The sequence below is a fragment of the Sphingomonas sp. Y38-1Y genome (assembly GCF_032391395.1).
GTDB lineage: Bacteria > Pseudomonadota > Alphaproteobacteria > Sphingomonadales > Sphingomonadaceae > Sphingomonas.
In genome coordinates, this window is record NZ_CP135916.1 from 1,357,433 (window position 1) to 1,375,780 (window position 18,348).

Genomic DNA, 18,348 nt, shown 5'->3' on the forward strand with positions numbered 1-18,348 from the left:
GGCGGCTTTGGTCCGCCGGGTCGCGCGCGACAGGCTGTGCCAGAACGTCGATTAGCGGATGCTGAATAAGTCATTACGCACGCGCCGGGACAAGCCCCTTTCGCGGGGCCTCGCCGCGCACTAGGGCTGGAACATGGACAAGGGGCGGGCCGGCGCACCGCTTGCGCGGCGGCGGACATGATCGTGGCGACGGGATCGGCGGCGCTGGCCGGGGCCGTGCTCGCCTTGCTCGTCGCGGGTGCCGCCTGGGCGCTCTACACCGGCCTGAAGATGCGCGCGGCGGCGCGCGGCACCGACAGCGACAATGCGCGGCTCTGGGCACTGATCCGGTCGGCGCCCGCGCGCGCGCTGGTGGTGCGCGGCGACGGGCGGGTCGAGGCGTCGAGCCAGCTGCTAGTTTGGTTGGGATTGTCCTCGCCGCCGCGCGAGCTGTCGGGCCTGTCGGCGGACGGCGCCGGGCTGGTGCGCGAGGATGCCGATCGGCTGGCGGCCGCGATCGAGGGTGCGCGGCGGGCGGCGATCCCGTTCCGCCTGCCGGTGCGCGCGGTGGGAAGCGACCGGCTGTTGATGGCGGCGGGCGAGCGGGCCGCGTCGGCGCTGACGCGCGATGCCGGGGTCATCGTCTGGTTCTTCGACGCAACGGAAACGCAGGGCGAAGTGCAGCGGCTGTCGGAACGGGTCGAAATGCTGCGCGACGCGTATCAGGCGCTGAAGGGCCTGATCGAGGCGGCGCCGATGCCGATGTGGTATCGCACCGGCGACCTGAGGCTGGCGCTGGTCAACACCGCCTATGTCGCGGCGGTCGAGGCGAACGATGCGGACGATGCAGTCGCGCGGCAGGTCGAGCTGGTCGAGATGGGCGCGCCCGGCGCACCGCCCTCCCAGGCACTCGCCGCGCAGGAGGCGGGGGCACCGCGCGCGACCGCGCTGCCGGCGACGATCGGCGGGCAGCGACGAATGCTGCGCGTCCATGACGTGCCGCTTGCCGATGGCGGGATCGCCGGCTTCGCGATCGACATCGAGGATCTGGAGCGAGCGCGGACCGGCATCAAGCGCTTCGGCGAGGCGCAGCGGGCGATGCTCGACCGCATCTCCGCCGGCGTCGTGCAGTTCGGCCCCGACCGCGCGCTGGTCTTCTGCAACCAGCCGTTCCGCCGGCTGTTCGCGATGCGCGGCGAGTGGCTGGCCGACCGGCCCGAGTTCGACCGCGTGCTGGAACGAATGCGCGAGGCGGGTAAGCTCCCTGAGGTGCGCGACTTCCCCGGCTGGAAGAACGAGCGGCGCGGCTGGTTCACCGCGGCCGATGCGCAGATCGAGGAAGGCTGGCACCTGGCCGGCGGCATCCACCTGCGTGTCGTTGCGCAGCCGCTGCCCGATGGCGGGCTGCTGCTGATCTTCGAGGATCGGACCGAGCAGGTACAGCTCGCCAGCGCGCGCGACACGCTGCTGCGCGTCCGCACCGCGACAATCGAGAATCTGTTCGAGGCGATCGCCGTGTTCGCCGCCGACGGCCGGCTCCAGCATTGGAACAACAAGTTCCGCACCGCCTTCGGCCTGGACGAGACCATGCTTCAGGGCCATCCGCGCGTCGATGCGCTGGCCAAGGAAGTCGCGCCGCGGCTCGCCAATCCGTCGCGCGCGGCACTGATGGCCGAGCTCGTCCGGTCGGCAACTGCCGAGCGGCTCCAGCGCGGCGGGCGCGTCGCCTTTGCCGACGGGAAGCATTTCGAGTTCGGCGCGGTGCCGCTGCCCGACGGCAACGCGCTGCTGACGATGCTCGACATCTCCGACAGCCGGAAGATCGAGCAGGCCCTACGCGATCGTGCCGAGGCGCTGGAAGCCGCGGACCGCGTCAAGACTGCGTTCGTCGCGAACATGAGCTATGAGCTCCGCACGCCGCTCACCTCGATCAAGGGCTTCGCCGAGATGCTGGAGGGCGGTTATGCCGGCGCGCTGACGGAAACGGGGCAGGGCTATACCGCCGCCATTCTCGAATCGGTCGATCGGCTGGGTGCGCTGGTCGACGATGTGCTCGATCTGACGCAGGCCGACCAGCCGCCGGTGCGCGAGCCGCTGGGCGTCGGCGATGCCGCCGAGGCCGCCGCCGCCGCGGTCGCGCCGCTCGCCGCCGACAAGCGCATCGACCTCGCCACCGAGGTAAAGGGCACTGCGGGCAAGGTGCAGGCGGAGGGCAGGCGCATCCGCCAGGCAATCGAGCATGTGCTTCGCCACGCGATCTTCGGCACGCCCGCGGGCGGCCGGGTGCTGCTGCATGTCGATGGCGATCGCGACCGGGCGCGGATCGTCGTGTCCGACGACGGGCCGGGCATGTCGCCGGAGGCGCAGGCGCGCGCGTTCGACCGCTTCGCGCGGCACGGCGTCACCGGCTCCGGCGAGCGCGCGCTTGGCCTCGGCCTCGCCATCGCGCGCCAGGCGATCGAGGCGCATGGCGGCACGGTGACGCTGATGTCCGAACCGGGGCAGGGGACGCTGGTGACCATCGAGCTGCCGCGGCGATGATCGCGCTGGGCGACGAGGCGGCGGCGCTGGCGCTGGGCGCCAGGCTGGCGGCGGTGCTGCGGGCGGGTGATGCGGTGACGCTGTCGGGGCCGCTGGGCGCAGGCAAGACGACGATCGCGCGCGGCCTCCTCGCGGCGCTGGGGCTGGAGGGGGAGGCGCCGAGCCCCAGCTATGCGATCGTCCAGAGCTATCAGCCGCCGGAAGTCCGGCTGCCGGTGATGCATGTCGATCTCTATCGGATCGAGGACGAGGGCGAGCTGCTCGAACTCGGGCTGGACGACGCACGCTATGACGGCGCGCTGGTGGTCGAGTGGCCCGAGCGGGTCGGGGCCCACGTCTTTCCGGATGCCCTTCGCGTGACGCTGATCGTCGCCGAGGACGGGTCGCGCGGCTTGACAGCGGACGTGCCGGCGGCATGGGAAGCGCGATGGCCCCTGACCTGAATCCGCCGGCCGCGGCGCTGCCCTTCCTCGCGGCGCTCGGCTGGGGCGATGCCGAGATCCAGCCGATCCCCGGCGACGCCTCGTTCCGCCGCTATTTCCGCATCGTCGCGCCGGGACGCAGCGCCATCCTGATGGCTGCGCCGCCCCCGCGCGAGGACCCGCGCCCGTTCCTCTCGGTGGCGCGCTGGCTGACCGATCGTGGATTCGCCGCGCCCGAAATCCTGGGCGAGGATCTGGGCCGGGGCCTGATCCTGCTCGAGGATTTCGGCAATGCCCGAATGCGCGAGACCGTCGACGCGGCGCCCGAAAGCGAGCTGCGGCTGTATGAAGAGGCGGTGCGGCTGCTCGTCCGGCTGCACGAACATGCGCCGATGGACCTGCGTCCCTATGACATGGCAGAATATCGGCGAGAGGCGGCGCTGCTGACGGAATGGTATTGCGCGGCGCTGGGGCTGGACGTCGATGTCGACGGGTATGCGAGGGCGTGGGAGGCGGTGCTCGCGCCGCTGTCGCCGCCCAGCGTCACGGTGCTGCGCGACTATCATGCCGAGAATCTGATGCTGATCGAGGGGCGGGCGGAGACGCTGGGGCTGCTCGATTTCCAGGACGCGCTGGCGGGGCATCCCGCCTACGACCTCGTCTCGCTGCTCCAGGATGCGCGGCGCGACGTGCCGACGGCGATCGAGGCGGCGATGCTCGACCTCTATGTGCGAACGGTCGGCGCCGACGAGAGCTTCGCGATCGCCTATCACGTGCTCGGTGCGCAGCGGAACGCCAAGATCGTCGGCATCTTTACCCGGCTGTGGAAGCGCGACGGCAAGCCGCGTTACCCGACGCTCTGCCCGCGCGTGTGGGGATATCTGGAGCGCGACCTGGCGCATCCGGCGCTGGCCCCTGTGGCGGCGTGGTTCGATGCCAACATCCCGCCGCACCTGCGCGGCGATCCGGTCGAGCTCGCGCGCTGATGGCCCAGACGCTCTCGCTTCGGCCCAACCCCGACGTTGCGGTGCCCAGGACCGCGATGGTGATGGCCGCGGGCCTCGGCAAGCGGATGCGTCCGCTGACGGCGACGCGCCCCAAGCCGTTGGTCGAGGTCGCGGGCAAGCCGCTGATCGACCATGTCTTCGACCGGCTGCGCGCGGCCGGCGTCGCAAGGGCGGTGGTCAACGTCCATTATCTCGCCGACGTGCTGGAGGCGCACCTCCGCCACCGCGTGAAGGGCATCGAGATCGCGGTGTCCGACGAACGATCGCAATTGCTCGAGACCGGCGGCGGGCTGGCGCACGCGCGCGGGCTGCTGGGCAACGAGCCGATCCTGTGCGTCAATTCCGACAATCTGTGGGTCGATGGGCCGATCGACGCGATCGTGCAGCTGGCGCAGATGTGGGACGCCGACCGGATGGACGCGCTCCTCCTGATGGTGCCGCTCGCGCGGGCGAACGGCCATTCGGGGCGCGGCGACTTCCACCTCGATGCCGAGGGACGGATCGTGCGGCGGCGCGCGGCCGGCCGGCTGGCGCCGTTCGTCTATACGGGCGTCCAGATCCTCAATCCGGCGATCGTGCGCGATTATCCCGAAGGGCCGTTCTCGACCAACCTGTTCTGGAACCGCGCGATCGAGGCGGGGCGCGCTTATGGCGCCGCGCATGAGGGACTGTGGTTCGATGTCGGCAGTCCCAAATCGATCGGAATGACCGAGGCATTGCTCGCCGATGGCTGAAGCGGCCAGAGGCCCTTCGGTTTCCACCATTCCCGCGCACAAGGCGTTTGCCGACACGCTCGCGATCGGGCTGATGCGGCGATACGGGCGCGAGCCGATGGGGCTGGCGCGCGGGGTCGTCATCGTGCCGACCAGCCGCGCGGTGCGGGCGATCACCGATGCGTTCGTGCGGCTGAGCGAGGGCGGGCTGCTGCTGCCCCGCATCGTCGCGATCGGCGACACCGACTTGGACGAGGCGGTCGGGCCGTTCTTCGACCCCGCGGACGCCGCGCCGGTGCCGCCCGCGATCGAGCCGCTCAAGCGCCGGCTGATCCTCGCGCGGCTGCTTCAGGAGGCGCGGCCGGGCCTCGACCCCGCCGAGGCCGTGCGGCTGGCCGGTGACCTCGCCCGCACGCTCGACCAGTTGCAGGTCGAGGAGGTCGACCCGGCACGGCTGCGCGCGATCGATCTGTCGGGCGAGCTGTCGCAGCATTGGGCGACGGCGCTGTCGACGTTCGAGGTGGTGCTCGACCGCTGGCCGGGCGAGCGCGCGCGGCTGGGCGTCATCGACCTGGCCGAGCGGCGGCGGCAATTGCTCGACCGCGCGTGCCGGCACTGGGCAAATGCGGCGCCCGCGCGGTTCGTATGCGCAGCGGGCGTGACCTCGCCGGTGCCGGCGGTGGCGCGGCTGCTGCGCTGCGTGGCGGGGTTGCCGGAGGGGTTCGTCGTGCTGCCGGGTCTCGCGACCGGGCTGGACGATGCGGCGTGGGACGCGCTGGGGCCGCACGCACCCGATCCGGTGAGGGGCATCACCCGCCCGTCGATCGAGACGCACCCGCAATTCGCGCTCAAGCTGCTGCTCGACCGAATGGGCGTTGCGCGCGAGGAGGTGCAGCCGTGGCGCGTTGCGAGCGAACTCGACGCGCCGCCCGCGCGGGGGCGGGCGATCGACAGCGCGATGCTGCCCGCGAGCCTCACCCACCGCTGGCCGACCCTGCCCAAGGGCGAGCGCCGCTTCGACGGCGTGACTGCGATCGAGGTGGCGACCCCGGCCGAGGAGGCGCAAGCGATCGCGCTCAAGCTTCGCGAGGCGCTGGAGGTGCCGGGGCGCACCGCGGCGCTGGTGACGCCCGACCGCAACCTGGCCGCGCGCGTCGCCGCGCATTGCGCGCGCTGGGGAATCGCGATCGACGATTCGGCGGGCCGGCCGCTGGCGATGCTGGCGCCGGGGACGTTGCTCCTCGCCATCGTCGAGGCGGCGGGGCAAAGCTTCGCCCCGATGGCGCTGCTGGCGTTGCTCAAGCATCCGCTGGTCGCGGCGAGCGATCCCGAGCGGCGCCTCAAGTGGTTGGAGGGCGCGCGGCGGCTCGACCTGGCGCTGCGCGGCCCGAGGCCGGCGCCGGGGCTGGCGGGCATCGACGCGCATCTTCGCGAGGGCGACGCGCGCACCGCGCGGCTGCGCGAGGCGGCACGCGAGTGGTGGGACGGCGTGCGCGATTGCCTCGCCCCCGTCGCGGCGATGGCGGAGGGCGGCGACCGGCCGCTCGGCGATCATGCGGCGCTACTGCGCGAGGCGGCGACGTTGCTGGCGGGCGATGCCGCCTGGGCGCGTGCCGAGGGGCGGGCGGCGGCCGATCTGCTCGAGGCGCTGGAGCGCGACGGCGGCGAGGGGCCGCGCGCGATCTCCGCCGGCGCGCTGCTGCCGTTGATGCGCAACCTGCTCGACGAGGTGGCGATCCGGCCGCCGCAGGGCGGGCATCCGCGGCTCGCCATCTATGGCCTGATCGAGGCGCGGTTGCAGAGCGCCGACGTCGTCGTGCTTGGCGGGCTGAACGAAGGATCGTGGCCCGCGCTGCCCGCGCCCGATCCGTGGCTGGCGCCGCGCATCCGCGGCGAGCTTGGCCTGCCGTCGCTCGAACGCCGGATCGGTCTCGCCGCGCACGACTTCGCGATGGCGCTCGGCGCGCGCGAAGTGCTGCTGACGCGCGCGCGGCGAGATGCGTCGGCGCCGACGATCCCGTCGCGCTTCTGGCTGAGGCTGGAGGCGCTGGCCGAAGGGTTGGAGTCCGAGCCGGGATTGAACGGCTGGGTTCGCGCGCTGGATACCGCCGCGCATCGTCCGGCGGCGCGACCGGCGCCGTGCCCGCCGCTCGCGGACCGGCCGGATGCGATCAGCGTGACCGAGGTCGACCGGCTGAAGGCCGATCCGTACGCCTTCTACGCGCGGCGGATGCTGCGGCTGTCGCCGCTCGATCCCGTCGACGCCGATCCGAGCGCGGCGTGGCGCGGGACCGCGGTGCATTCGATCCTGGAGGCATGGTCGCGCCGCGACGGCCACGATCCGGTGCGGCTGGTCGAGCGCGCGCACGCGATGCTTGCCGACACGCGAACGCACCCGATCGTCCGCGCGCTGTGGCGCCCACGCCTGATCGCCGCGGTCGAATGGATCGCCGCCGAGCTGACCCGCCAGATGGGTGAGGGCCGACGCGTGCTGGGCGTCGAGGAATCGGGCGCGATCGCGATCGAACGCGTGACGCTGACGGGCAAGTACGACCGCATCGACCGGATGCCCGACGGCAGCCTGGGCATCGTCGACTACAAGACCGGCAAGCCGCCGAGTCCCGCGGCGGTGGCGGCGGGGTTCAGCCTACAGCTCGGGCTCATCGGCCTGATCGCCGAGCGCGGCGGGTTCGACCGGATTACGGGCGAGGCGATGAGCTTCGAATATTGGTCGCTGGCGAAACGCGGCGATGCGCTCGGCTATACGCAGAGCCCGGTCGGCGGGCGAAGCGGCATCGCGCCGGAGGATTTCGTCGGCATGGCGCACGACCATTTCGTCGCCGCGGTGCGCGAGTGGCTGACGGGGGAGGCGCCGTTCACGGCCAAGCTGGTGCCAGAGATGGCGCCCTATGCCGAGTATGACCAGCTGATGCGGCGGGACGAGTGGTATGGGCGTGATTGATCCCCGTTCCTACCGATCAAAACGCGTCGTACCCCGGCGAAGGCCGGGGTCCAGTGACGCGAAGCTGCTGGTTGCCATCCACGTGCTCCAACTGGACCCCGGCCTTTGCCGGGGTAAAGCACCATGAGCCGCCCACTCCATTCTCTCCGCGGTGCGCAGCGGGACGCGAGTCATCCGGAACGCCATGTCTGGCTCGCCGCGTCGGCTGGGACCGGCAAGACGCAGGTGCTGGCCGCACGGGTGTTCCGGTTGCTGCTGGCGGGGAGCCGACCCGAGGCGATCCTGTGCCTGACCTTTACCAAGGCGGGCGCGGCGGAGATGGCCGAGCGGATCGCGGGCACGCTCGCGCGCTGGGTGCGGCTCGACAGCAACGATCTGTTCCACGAGCTGCGCGGACTGGGCGAGCCCGCCACCCCCGACCAGGTCGAGCGCGCGCGGACGCTGTTCGCGCGCGTGCTCGACGCGCCTGGTGGCCTTCGCATCCAGACCATCCACGGTTTCTGCCAGAGCCTGCTCGCCGCCTTTCCGGCGGAAGCGGGGCTGGTGCCGGGCTTCCGTCCGCTCGAACCGCGCGAGCAGGCGGTGCTCCGCCGCGACGCGCTCGCCCGGCTGCTGGAGGACGAAGCGCGGGAGGGGCGGGTGCGCGTCGAGGAAGCGATCGGCGCGCTCGCGCTCCGCCTCGGCGAGGCGCGGGTGGAGGCGTTCCTCCATGCCTGTGCTGCCAAGCCCGATGCGATGGACGCGCTGCCGATCGGTGACGGGATCGCGCCGTGGCTGCGCCGCCAGCTCGGCCTGCCGGCGGGCGACGTCGATGCCGAGATCGAGGCGTCATGCGGCGACGATCGCTTCGACCTCGAAAGCCTGCGCGCGCTGTCGGCGCTGCAATCGGGCTGGGGGACGAAGCGCGGGCTCGAGCGCGCGGACGTCATCGCCGCCTGGCTTGCCGCCGAACCGGCGGTGCGCGCGGCGACGTTGGGCGACCTCCACCTCGTCTGGGCGACAGGCAAGGGCGATCCACGCGGCGGCAAGGGACAGGTGCCGCCCGGCGACGACTATGCGCCGCTCGCCGAGCGGCTGCACGGCCGCTGCGCCGAGCTGCTGCAGCTCAAGGTGCGTGCGGGCTATGCCGATGCGCTCGCCTCCGCGCTCGATGCGGGCCGCGCCTATGCCCAAGCTTATCGAAGCGCCAAGCGGCTGGCGGGGGCGGTCGATTTCGACGACCTGATCGCCGCGACCGTGCGCCTCCTGGAAACGCCGGGGATGGGCGAGTGGGTGCGCTACAAGCTCGACCTCGCGACCGAGCACGTCCTGATCGACGAGGCGCAGGACACCAACCTGGCGCAATGGCGGATCGTCCAGGCGATCGCCGACGAGTTCTTCGCGGGCGAGGGGACACGGGGCACGCGGGTGCGGACGCTGTTCACCGTCGGCGACGACAAGCAGGCGATCTTCGGGTTCCAGGGCACCGACCCGATCTTCTTCAACGCCGCGCGACTGCATTTCGATCGGCTGGGCGCCGGGCCGCCGATCGAGGCGGAGGCGCGCCGTCCGCTCGACACGGTCGCGCTGACCGAAAGCTTTCGGTCCACGGCGACGGTGCTGCGCTTCGTCGATGCCGCGCTCGACGCGCTGCCCGAGCCCGGCATGGGATCGGGCGATCGCCAGCCCCATGCCAGCCGCGTGCCGGGACCGGGCCGGGTCACGCTGATGCCGCCGGTGATCGCGGGCGGCAGCGACGCGGACGAGGAGAGCTGGATCGACGACCAGGTCCGCGAACTCGCCCGCCGCATCGCGCGGCAGGTGCGCGACTGGCTGAAGGATGGGCATCGGCTCGCGTCGAAGGGCCGGGTGCTCCGGCCCGAGGACGTGATGATCCTGGTCAAGCGGCGCGGCGATCTCGCTTCGCTGATCGTCGCGCGCCTCTATGCCGAGGGGGTGCCGGTGGCGGGCGTCGATCGGTTGCGGCTGAACGCGCCGCTCGCGGTGCAGGACCTGCTCGTGGCGATCCGCTTCGTGCTCCAGCCGGGGGACGACCTCAGCCTTGCCAGCCTGCTCGTCTCGCCGCTGATCGGCTGGAGCCAGGACGAGCTGATGGCGGCGGCGATGAAGCGGCAAGGGGGGCTGTGGCGCCACCTGCGCGCGACGCAGCCGGCCGAGCGGCTGGCACCGCTCCAGCACCTGCTCGCACGCGCCGACTTCACCACGCCCTATCGCTTCCTGGAGGACATCCTCTCGGGCGAGATCGAGGGGCGCCGCCGCCTGATCGAGCGACTGGGCGAGGAAGCGCGCGATCCGATCGAGGAGCTGTTGTCGGCCGCGCTCGCCTTCGAGCGGAACGCGACGCCGTCGCTCCAGCGCTTCCTCGACTGGTTCGACCGCGGCGAGGTCGAGATCGTGCGCGACAGCTCGCGGCCGCAGGCGGCGGTGCGGGTGATGACCGCGCATGGTGCCAAGGGGCTGCAGGCGCCGCTCGTGATCCTGGCCGACGCGACCGCCGACCCGACGCAGAACCGGCGCGAACTGATCGAGTGGCAGCCCGACCTCGACCTGCCGCCGCTCCCCGTCTTCCGCCCCCGCGCCGCCGAGCGCGGCGGGCCGCTCGACGCGGTGGTGGAGGCGAGCGACCGGCGCGAGCTGGAGGAGCATTGGCGGCTCTTCTACGTCGCGGCGACGCGGGCGGAGGAGCAACTGGTGATCGCCGGCAGCCTGTCCGAGCGGGCGAAGGGCGAGGCGCCGGCGCTCAGCTGGTACCGCGCGGCGTCGCTGGCGATGGATGCGCTGGGCGTGCCGGCCGGCGAGATGCGCGTGCTGGACGATGCCGAGCCGGCGGCGGCGATGGTGGCGGAGACGGGCGGGTCGGGATCGGCCGCGATGCCGCTCCCGGCCTGGGCACGGCAACCGGCGCCCGAGGAGGCACGCCCGCCGCGACCGCTCGCGCCGTCGTCGCTGGGCGATGATGCCGTTGCCGATCCGCCCCCCGCCGGCCCGGCGATGCAGGCCGCGGCCGAGCGCGGGCGGCTGCTCCACGGCCTGTTCGAGCGGCTGCCGGCACTCCCGCCCGGGCACCGCGCGGCGGCCGGCGAGGCGTGGCTGGCGGGCAATCCGCTGGGCGACGGGCTGGCGGCGCAGGCGCTGTCGATCATCGAGCATCCCGATTTCGCCGAGCTGTTCGGCGCGGATGCGCTGGCCGAGGCGCCGATCGCGGCGACGGTGGAGGGGCGGGTGATCGCGGGCACCGTCGACCGGCTGCTGGTCGAGCCCGATCGCGTTCGGCTGGTCGACTTCAAGACCGGCCGGCGGGCGCCGGCCGCGCTGGACGAGGTGCCGGTGCATCATGCGCGGCAGATGGCGGCCTATGCCGCGGCGCTCGGCGTCATCTTTCCGGGGCGGAGGATCGAGGCGGCCTTGCTCTACACCGCCGGCCCGCGGCTGATCGTGCTGCCGGCCGAGACGCTGGCGGCGCTGAAGCCCGGCTTGCCGGCCGCGGAGCAAAGCTTGGCTTCGCGCGCTTGAGCGGGGATGCCCGGCCTCATACGTTAAGCGCCAACGAAGGAGTTTAGACCCATGCCCACCAAGGCCATCACCGACCAGAGCTTCACCACCGACGTGCTCGACGCCGACAAGCCCGTGCTCGTCGACTTCTGGGCCGAGTGGTGCGGGCCGTGCAAGATGATCGGCCCGAGCCTCGAGGAACTGTCGGAGGAGCTGGGCGAGCAGGTGACGATCACCAAGCTCAACATCGACGAGAATCCCGACGCGCCGGGCAAGTACGGCGTGCGCGGCATCCCGACGATGATCCTGTTCAAGAACGGCGAGGTTGCCGCGACCAAGGTCGGCGCCGAGCCCAAGGGCCGGCTGAAGGCCTGGCTTGAGAGCGAGCTCTGATCGTCTTTCATCGCTGATTGCGGAGGGGCCGGCACCTTAGGTGTCCGGCCCCTTCTTCTTGTTACCCGGCGAAGGCCGGGGTCGAGTTCGGAAGGCTGATGGTAGGCGCAGCGCCCGTCACACAAGCCTTCCCAACTGGGCGCCGGCCTTCGCCGGGGAACAAGTAAGATGGCGCACACCGCGCGCTCGTAACGCCACTGTCACAACCGTCACGCCATCGTCATATCTTCGCAACCGAACCGTCTTCGAAACCGCATCCGCGCGTCACGCATGCCGCCTAGCGCGGCGGCGAGGTCGACGGGGGGAAATCCGAGTCGATCGAGGGGCCGACAGCGCCTCAGCCTCGTGAACCCGGAACCGCCGGAACGGAGATCTTCATGGCCGACTTCAAACGCCTTAGCCTTATCCTGCTGACGAGCTGCGCGGGCGCGACGCTCGCGGCGTGCGACGGCGCCTCGAGCGTCGCCTCGCCGGGCGAAGGCACCATCATCGTCCCGTCGCCCACGCCCTCGCCGGCGCCGACCCCCACGCCGACCCCGACCTCGACCGCGGGCACCCCGGCTGCTGACTGTCCGACCGGCACGACCAATGTCGGCACCGTCGGCAATTTCCGCAGCTGCCGCATCCCCGCGCTCGTCTCGGGCTCGCTGACGCTGCCGCGCCGCGCTGGCACCGCCTATGAGATCAACGGCCGCGTCGACGTGGGCGTGGATCGCGGCGGCGCCGGCACCGGCGGTTCGCAGGCGAACCTGACGATCGAGCCGGGCGTGCTGATCTATGCCAACACGACCAACGCCGACAACGACTTCCTGGTCGTCAACCGCGGCTCTACGATCACCGCCGACGGCCTGGCCAACGCGCCGATCATCTTTACCGCGCAGCAGAACCTGACCGGCAACGTCACCGACGAATCGCAGGGCCTGTGGGGCGGCATCATCCTGGCCGGTCGCGCGCCCGTCTCGAACTGCAACCTGTCGGGCGTCACCGGCGGCTCGGCGACCTGCGAGAACGTGGTCGAGGGTACCGGCAACGCGCTCTACGGCGGCGCCACCGCGGGCGACAATTCGGGCATCATGCGCTATGTCCAGATCCGCTATTCGGGCACGGTCATCACCCCGAACAACGAGCTTCAGGGCCTGACCACCGGCGGCGTCGGCTCGGGCACGCGCCTCGAGTACATCCAGATCCACAACAGCTCGGACGACGGCATCGAGATCTTCGGCGGCACGCACAATGCACGCTACTTCGTGGTGACCGGCGCCGATGACGACAGCATCGACACGGATGTGGGTTGGAAGGGCTTCATCCAGTTCGCGCTGGCGATCCAGAAGCCGAACAACACGCAGACCGACAACTACATGATGGAAATCGATTCGAACGGTGCCGAGGACGCGCTGCCGCGTCAGAACGGCCGGATCTCGAACTTCACCTTCATCCACACCTCTACCGCGACGAATGCCGGCATCCGCATCCGCGGCGGCGCCGACTTCACCTTCGTCAACGGCATCATGACCACGCCCCAGGCGTGCATCAACACCGTCGCCGGCACGACCGAGAATGGTGGCAAGTCGACGATCCGCGGCGCCAACTCGGCGATCGACGAAGCCGGCGCGCCGGTCTTCAACTCGGTCTATTTCGCGTGCGGCTCGCTGTCGGCCGAATCGACGCAGAGCGGCGTGACCGTGACCAATGCCGAGCAGGCGGCGCTGTTCACCGCGGGTACCAACAACGTGACCAACGGCACCGCGGCCAACGCCTATACCTCGACCTATCTGCCGGGCACGGGCGCGGCGGCGGTGACGCCGTTCAACGCCTCGACGCTCAACCCGGCGGGTTCGGCGTTCTTCGTCCAGACCTCGTACATCGGCGCGATCAACGGTTCGGCCGACACCTGGTACCAGGGTTGGACCTGCAACTCGAACCGCGGAAACTTCGGTTCGACCAGCGGTGCCTGCACCGCCGTTCCGACGACCTGATCGACGAAAAGCACCGAACAACGGGGGTGGCGGTGAAAAGGGGCCGCCATCCCCGTCGTGCCCAGTCGTCCTGCGCTTTCCGCGCGGCGATGCCCTGACGGAACCGAGAACATGACAAAGCCTGTGGCCTTCGCCAGCCTGCTCCTCCTCACCTCGACGCTGGTCGCGCCTGCCGCGCTGGCGCAGACGAGCGGCGGCGGCGCGCCCGCGACGAACGCGAGCCCGCCCGCGCAGGTGGTCAGCCCCAGCGCCGGCCAGCCGGGCACGCCGCCCGACACCGGCCCGGACGCCTCGCAGGCGCCCGACGCGCAGGACGAGGTCGAGGTTTCGGTCCCCGGCGCCAGCAGCGGCGATGCCGGCGACGACATCGTCGTCATCGGCCGCAATATCCCCAACATCGTCCGCAACACGCCGCAGGTCGTCTCGGTCCTGTCGAGCGAGGACATCGCGCGCACGGGCGAGGGCGACATCGCCGGCGCGCTCAGCCGCGTCACCGGCCTGTCGGTGGTCGGCAACGGCTTCGTGTTCGTCCGCGGCCTTGGCGACCGCTATTCCTCGTCGCTGCTCAACGGGTCGCCGCTGCCCAGCCCCGAGCCGCTGCGCCGCGTGGTGCCGCTCGACATCTTCCCGACCAACGTCATCGCCTCCAGCCTCGTCCAGAAGAGCTTCTCGGCCAATTTCCCGGGTGAGTTCGGCGGCGGCGTCATCAACCTGACGACGAAGGCGGCGCCCAAGAAGAGCTTCCTCCAGATCGGCGGATCGGTCGGTTTCGACACCGCGACCACGGCCGAGCTCGGCTATACCTATGACGGCGGGTCGCACGACTGGCTCGGCTATGACAGCGGCGAGCGCAAGATCCCCGGCTTCATCCGCGAGGCCGGCATGAACGGCACCGGCGTGACCGCCGCGCAGGTGACCGAGCTCACCAATGCCGAGACGTCGCTCGTCTTCGAGAACCGCAACATCCCCGCCAACTTCTCGGGCGAGATCAGCGCGGGCACGTCGTTCGACGTCGGCGCGACGCGCATCGGCCTGATCGCCGGCGGCGGCCTGTCCAACACCTGGCGCACGCGCGACGCGATCCAGCAGGTCGCGATCGACCAGGACGGCAGCCTCGTCAGCGACTTCCGTAACGTCGCCACCGATCACCGCGCGCTCGTCAACGGCCTGTTCGGTGTCGGCGCCGAGGTCGGCCGCCATCGCCTGCGCTGGACCAACCTCTACATCCACGACACGCTGAAGCAGGCGATCCTGGGGCAGGGCGAGGACCAGAACAACCTCGACCTCCTCAACCAGAACACCAACTGGTTCGAGCGCCAGCTGTTCACGACCCAGGGCGTGGCCGAGCTGAAGTTCGGCAATCTCAACGTCGACCTGCGCGGCGCTTATGCCAACACGCAGCGCAACTCGCCGTACGAGCGGACCTTCACCTACCTCTTCTCGCCGCAGGTCGGCGACTACATCAACAACCTCGCCAACCAGTCGCTTGCGCAGATCGCGTTCAGCGAGCTCAACGAGGATCTGTGGTCGGGCAGCGTCGACCTTGGCTACGACCTCGATCTCGACACGCCGGTGACGGTGCAGGCGGGCTATGCCTATTCGGACGCGGACCGTACCTCGTTCCGCTACCAGTTCCGCTATCAAGCGCTGAACGGCCTCGATCTGGCCGAGCAGCAGCTGCGCCCGGACTATCTGCTGAGCGACTATAACGTCATCCTCAACAACATCGTCCTTCAGAACGAATCGACGTCGCAGGGCGCGGCGGCCTACACCGCGTCGCTGCGCACCCATGCCGGCTATTTCCAGGTCGAGACAGAGGCCTTCGAGGGTCTGCGCGCCCAGGTCGGCGTCCGCTATGAGGATGCCGAGCAGCGCGTGCTGCCGGTCGGCACCAACGTGACGGGCACCAACCTCAACAACGGCTACTGGCTGCCCGCCTCGACGATCACGTGGAACTTCGCCGAGAACATGCAGCTTCGCCTGCACGCCTCGAAGACGATCGCGCGGCCGCAGTTCCGCGAGCTGGCGCCGCAGATCTATCTCGACTTCGAATCGAACCGGCAGTTCATCGGCAACCCGCGCCTGACCGACAGCGAGCTCTACAACCTGGAGGCGCGGTACGAGTGGTTCTTCAAGCGTGACCAGCGCCTGACCGCCGCGGGCTTCTTCAAGCGCATCGAGAACCCGATCGAGGCGTTCGGATCGCCGGGCGCCGGCAGCTCGTCGCTGCTGACCAGCTTCTCCAACGCGCCCGGTGCCAAGCTGTACGGCGGCGAGGTCGAGCTGGTGAAGCACTTCCCGCTGGACGGGATCGGCCTGGGCGACCTGTTCGCGACCAAGCGCGCGGTGCTGATCGCCAACTATACCTATACCAAGTCGGAGCTGGACGCGCAGAACCAGTCCGTCGTCAATCCGATCAACGTCAACGGCCCGCTGATCCCGGCAAGCCAGCTGTTCGTCGACGGCAGCCCGCTGGTCGGCCAGTCGAACCACCTGGTCAACGCGCAGTTCGGCCTGGAAGACACCGAGATGCTGAGCCAGGTAACGCTCCTGGTAAACTATGCCAGCGAGCGGATCACCAACCGCGGCGCGATCGTCAACGGCGTCCGCCTGCCCGACATCCGCGAGAAGCCGGGCTGGCGCTTCGACGTGGTGTGGCGCCAGGGCATCCCGCTGGGCAGCGACGACGACAAGCAGGTCGAGCTGAAGTTCGAGGCGCGCAACCTGACCAAGACGCGCTACCAGGAGTTCCAGATCTTCAACAACGGCGCGCGCGCCGACGTGAACACCTATGACCTGGGCCGGATCTTCAGCTTCGGGGTGAGCGTGGGTCTTTGATCCACGTCCTCCCGCGAAAGCGGGAGCGCGGCGTACCGAGTTAAAGGGGGATCGGGCTTTCGGCGACCATGCCGAAGGCCCTTTCTCGTCCAGCTCCGTTCGTGCTGAGCCTGTCGAAGCACGTGCCCGGCGACACGCCCTTAGACTAGCAACGGTAGCGGCGGCGAAGCTCGGTCTAGCCGCTCACCAGCCCCAGGGGCGCTCGCGGTACCATTTGGTGATGACGTACTTCGTCCCCGCGCGCACCTTCATCCCGTGGTGAAGCGTCGCCGGGTTCGGCCGACCGTCGGAACGCAGGTTGTTCCAGGCGAGGAGCTTGCCCGTTTCCGGCTGGACGAGCTTGTCGACCACCTTGAACCGCGTGGCGCCGCCGGCTTCGGGTTCGTTGAGGTAGATCATCAGCGTCCAGGTGCGGTTGCCCGCAACCGAGCAGAATTTGGCGAAGTCTGCGCCCTTGGGCTCGAAATAGTCGGTGTGCGCCTTGAACTCCTGACCCACGGCATAGCGCTGGCCCTGCACCGGCTCGCCATGGCGCGGATCGAGGCCGCTGAAGGCGGCGATCGCCGCTTCGAGTCGTTCGACCGCGGGCTCGGCGGCGTCGAGGTCGCAGGTCTCGCTCGTCCGAAACGCATTGTCGCCATTGGCATCCGCCAGCGTGGAGGGGCGGCGGTCCCGGTCGATCAGCGCGATCAGCTCGGCGCAGTGCGCGGCATCTAGGAAGCCCTTGGCGATGAACAGCGTCAGCTTGGGATTTGGCAGCTTCTGCACGCCGGGCTGCGCGGCGATGTGCGCCACCACAGGCTCGCTGGGATGTCCCGATCCGAGATTGCTCATCGCACCTTCCTGCCAGAGCGGCGCGCGTGCGACCAGCGTGCCATCAAACCGTAACCTTCGCGTCGCATCGCCGTCACCGATGGCCGCAGCAGCAAGGGGGCGGGGCGACATGGCGAGCGAAACCGCGATCGAGGCGCTGACCGCCGACGCGCTGGCACAGGGCGCGAGCGACATCCACCTCGATCTCGACGTCGATGCGGTGCGTGTGCGGCTGCGAGTCGATGGCCGGCTACGCGCCTGGGTGCCCTCACGGCTTCAGCCCGAGCGGCTGCGCGCCGATGCCTGGCAGGTCGTCGATGGCGGTGCCGACCGGCTCGCCGACTGGCATGTCGCGGCGCATGCCGATGGCGAGCGGCTGGCGCTGCGGCTGCGGTCGGAGCGGGCGGGCGGCGTCGCCGATGCATTGACGACGCTGGGCTTCGCCGCCCCGCAGGCGCGGACGATGGTGCGCGCGCTCGAGCGGCCGGGCGGCGTCGCAGTGATCGCGGGTCCCGCGCATTCGGGACGGCGCCAGACGATCGCGGCGCTGCTCGGCGGCGAGGCGCGGACGCAGAGCGTGGTTGCGGTCGGGATCGATGACCTGCCGGGCGCGCTGACGATCGGCGAAGCCGGCGGGGGTCAGCAGGCGATCATGGAACGCGCGCTGACGCTCGATCCCGACGTGCTCGTGCTCGGCAGCCTGGACGATCGCGGATCGGCGTCGCTGGCGTTCCAGGTGGCGGCGAGCGGGCGGCGCGTGATCGCGCGGGTCGAGGCGCCGGACGCGATCACCGCGTTCGAGCGGCTACGCGGCCTGGGCGTCGATCGGCTGGCGCTGGCGGCGCATCTGCGCGCGGTGACGGCGCAGCGGCTGGGCATGCGGCTGTGCCATGGCTGCCGTCGTCCGGTGCAGGCAAGCAACCGCGTCGCCGCGTTGCTCGGCTTCGATCCGGGTGCGGTGATCCACGAAAGCGCGGGCTGCACCGACTGCGGCGGCCGGCGGACCGGCGGACGGATCGGGGTGTTCGAGCTGATCGCGTTCGACGCGGTGGTCGCGCGGCTGGTCAATGACGGCGCCGATGCGGCACTGCTGGCGCGGCATGCTTTCCTCAATGCGCCGCGGCTCGATTCGGCGGCGCGGGCGATGGCGCGCGAGGGGCTGATCGACGCGGTCGAGGCGATCCGGATCTCGCGCGGGGAATAAGGACGAGC

Annotated in this window: 11 protein-coding genes; 10 read left to right on the forward strand and 1 reads right to left on the reverse strand. The window is 70.7% G+C overall.

The genetic code is table 11. The features are described from left to right. The first annotated feature begins 177 nt into the window (after window positions 1-177). From RS883_RS06485 to RS883_RS06525, 9 genes are all read left to right on the forward strand, one after another. On the forward strand, window positions 178-2,520 hold the full coding sequence (locus tag RS883_RS06485) for a sensor histidine kinase (protein WP_315763948.1): 2,343 nt from the start codon (window positions 178-180) through the stop codon (window positions 2,518-2,520). Then, complete coding sequence (gene tsaE, locus RS883_RS06490) at window positions 2,517-2,963, forward strand: tRNA (adenosine(37)-N6)-threonylcarbamoyltransferase complex ATPase subunit type 1 TsaE (protein WP_315763950.1); 447 nt, start codon at window positions 2,517-2,519, stop codon at window positions 2,961-2,963. The genes RS883_RS06485 and tsaE overlap by 4 nt, the downstream gene beginning before the upstream one ends. Continuing rightward, on the forward strand, window positions 2,960-3,928 hold the full coding sequence (locus RS883_RS06495; RefSeq protein WP_315765014.1) for an aminoglycoside phosphotransferase family protein: 969 nt from the start codon (window positions 2,960-2,962) through the stop codon (window positions 3,926-3,928). Before tsaE ends, RS883_RS06495 begins: the two co-directional genes overlap by 4 nt. Continuing rightward, window positions 3,928-4,683, forward strand: a complete 756-nt coding sequence (locus tag RS883_RS06500; RefSeq protein WP_315763952.1) for a nucleotidyltransferase family protein — start codon at window positions 3,928-3,930, stop codon at window positions 4,681-4,683. Before RS883_RS06495 ends, RS883_RS06500 begins: the two co-directional genes overlap by 1 nt. Next, window positions 4,676-7,624 (forward strand): double-strand break repair protein AddB, encoded by a 2,949-nt coding sequence (gene addB / locus RS883_RS06505; RefSeq protein WP_315763953.1) that lies wholly within the window; start codon window positions 4,676-4,678, stop codon window positions 7,622-7,624. Before RS883_RS06500 ends, addB begins: the two co-directional genes overlap by 8 nt. Window positions 7,625-7,747: 123 nt before the next feature. Then, a complete protein-coding gene (addA, locus tag RS883_RS06510; protein WP_315763955.1) occupies window positions 7,748-11,137 on the forward strand; it encodes a double-strand break repair helicase AddA in 3,390 nt (1,129 codons plus the stop codon). A gap of 51 nt (window positions 11,138-11,188) precedes the next feature. Beyond that, the gene (gene trxA, locus RS883_RS06515) at window positions 11,189-11,509 is read left to right on the forward strand and encodes a thioredoxin TrxA (protein WP_315763958.1); all 321 of its coding nucleotides are present in this window, start codon (window positions 11,189-11,191) and stop codon (window positions 11,507-11,509) included. 377 nt (window positions 11,510-11,886) lie between these two features. Then, window positions 11,887-13,485, forward strand: coding sequence for a hypothetical protein (locus RS883_RS06520; RefSeq protein ID WP_315763961.1), 1,599 nt, complete (start codon window positions 11,887-11,889; stop codon window positions 13,483-13,485). Window positions 13,486-13,596: 111 nt separating this feature from the next. After that, window positions 13,597-16,323, forward strand: a complete 2,727-nt coding sequence (locus RS883_RS06525; protein ID WP_315763964.1) for a TonB-dependent receptor domain-containing protein — start codon at window positions 13,597-13,599, stop codon at window positions 16,321-16,323. Between the two features lie 183 nt (window positions 16,324-16,506). Here RS883_RS06525 and RS883_RS06530 read toward each other — a convergent pair whose 3' ends face one another. Continuing rightward, entirely contained in the window at window positions 16,507-17,157 is a 651-nt protein-coding gene (locus RS883_RS06530) for a 2OG-Fe(II) oxygenase (protein ID WP_315765015.1), read from the reverse strand. 109 nt (window positions 17,158-17,266) lie between these two features. Between RS883_RS06530 and RS883_RS06535 the strand changes: the two genes are divergently transcribed. Then, the gene (locus RS883_RS06535; RefSeq protein WP_315763967.1) at window positions 17,267-18,340 is read left to right on the forward strand and encodes an ATPase, T2SS/T4P/T4SS family; all 1,074 of its coding nucleotides are present in this window, start codon (window positions 17,267-17,269) and stop codon (window positions 18,338-18,340) included. Window positions 18,341-18,348: the final 8 nt, after the last annotated feature.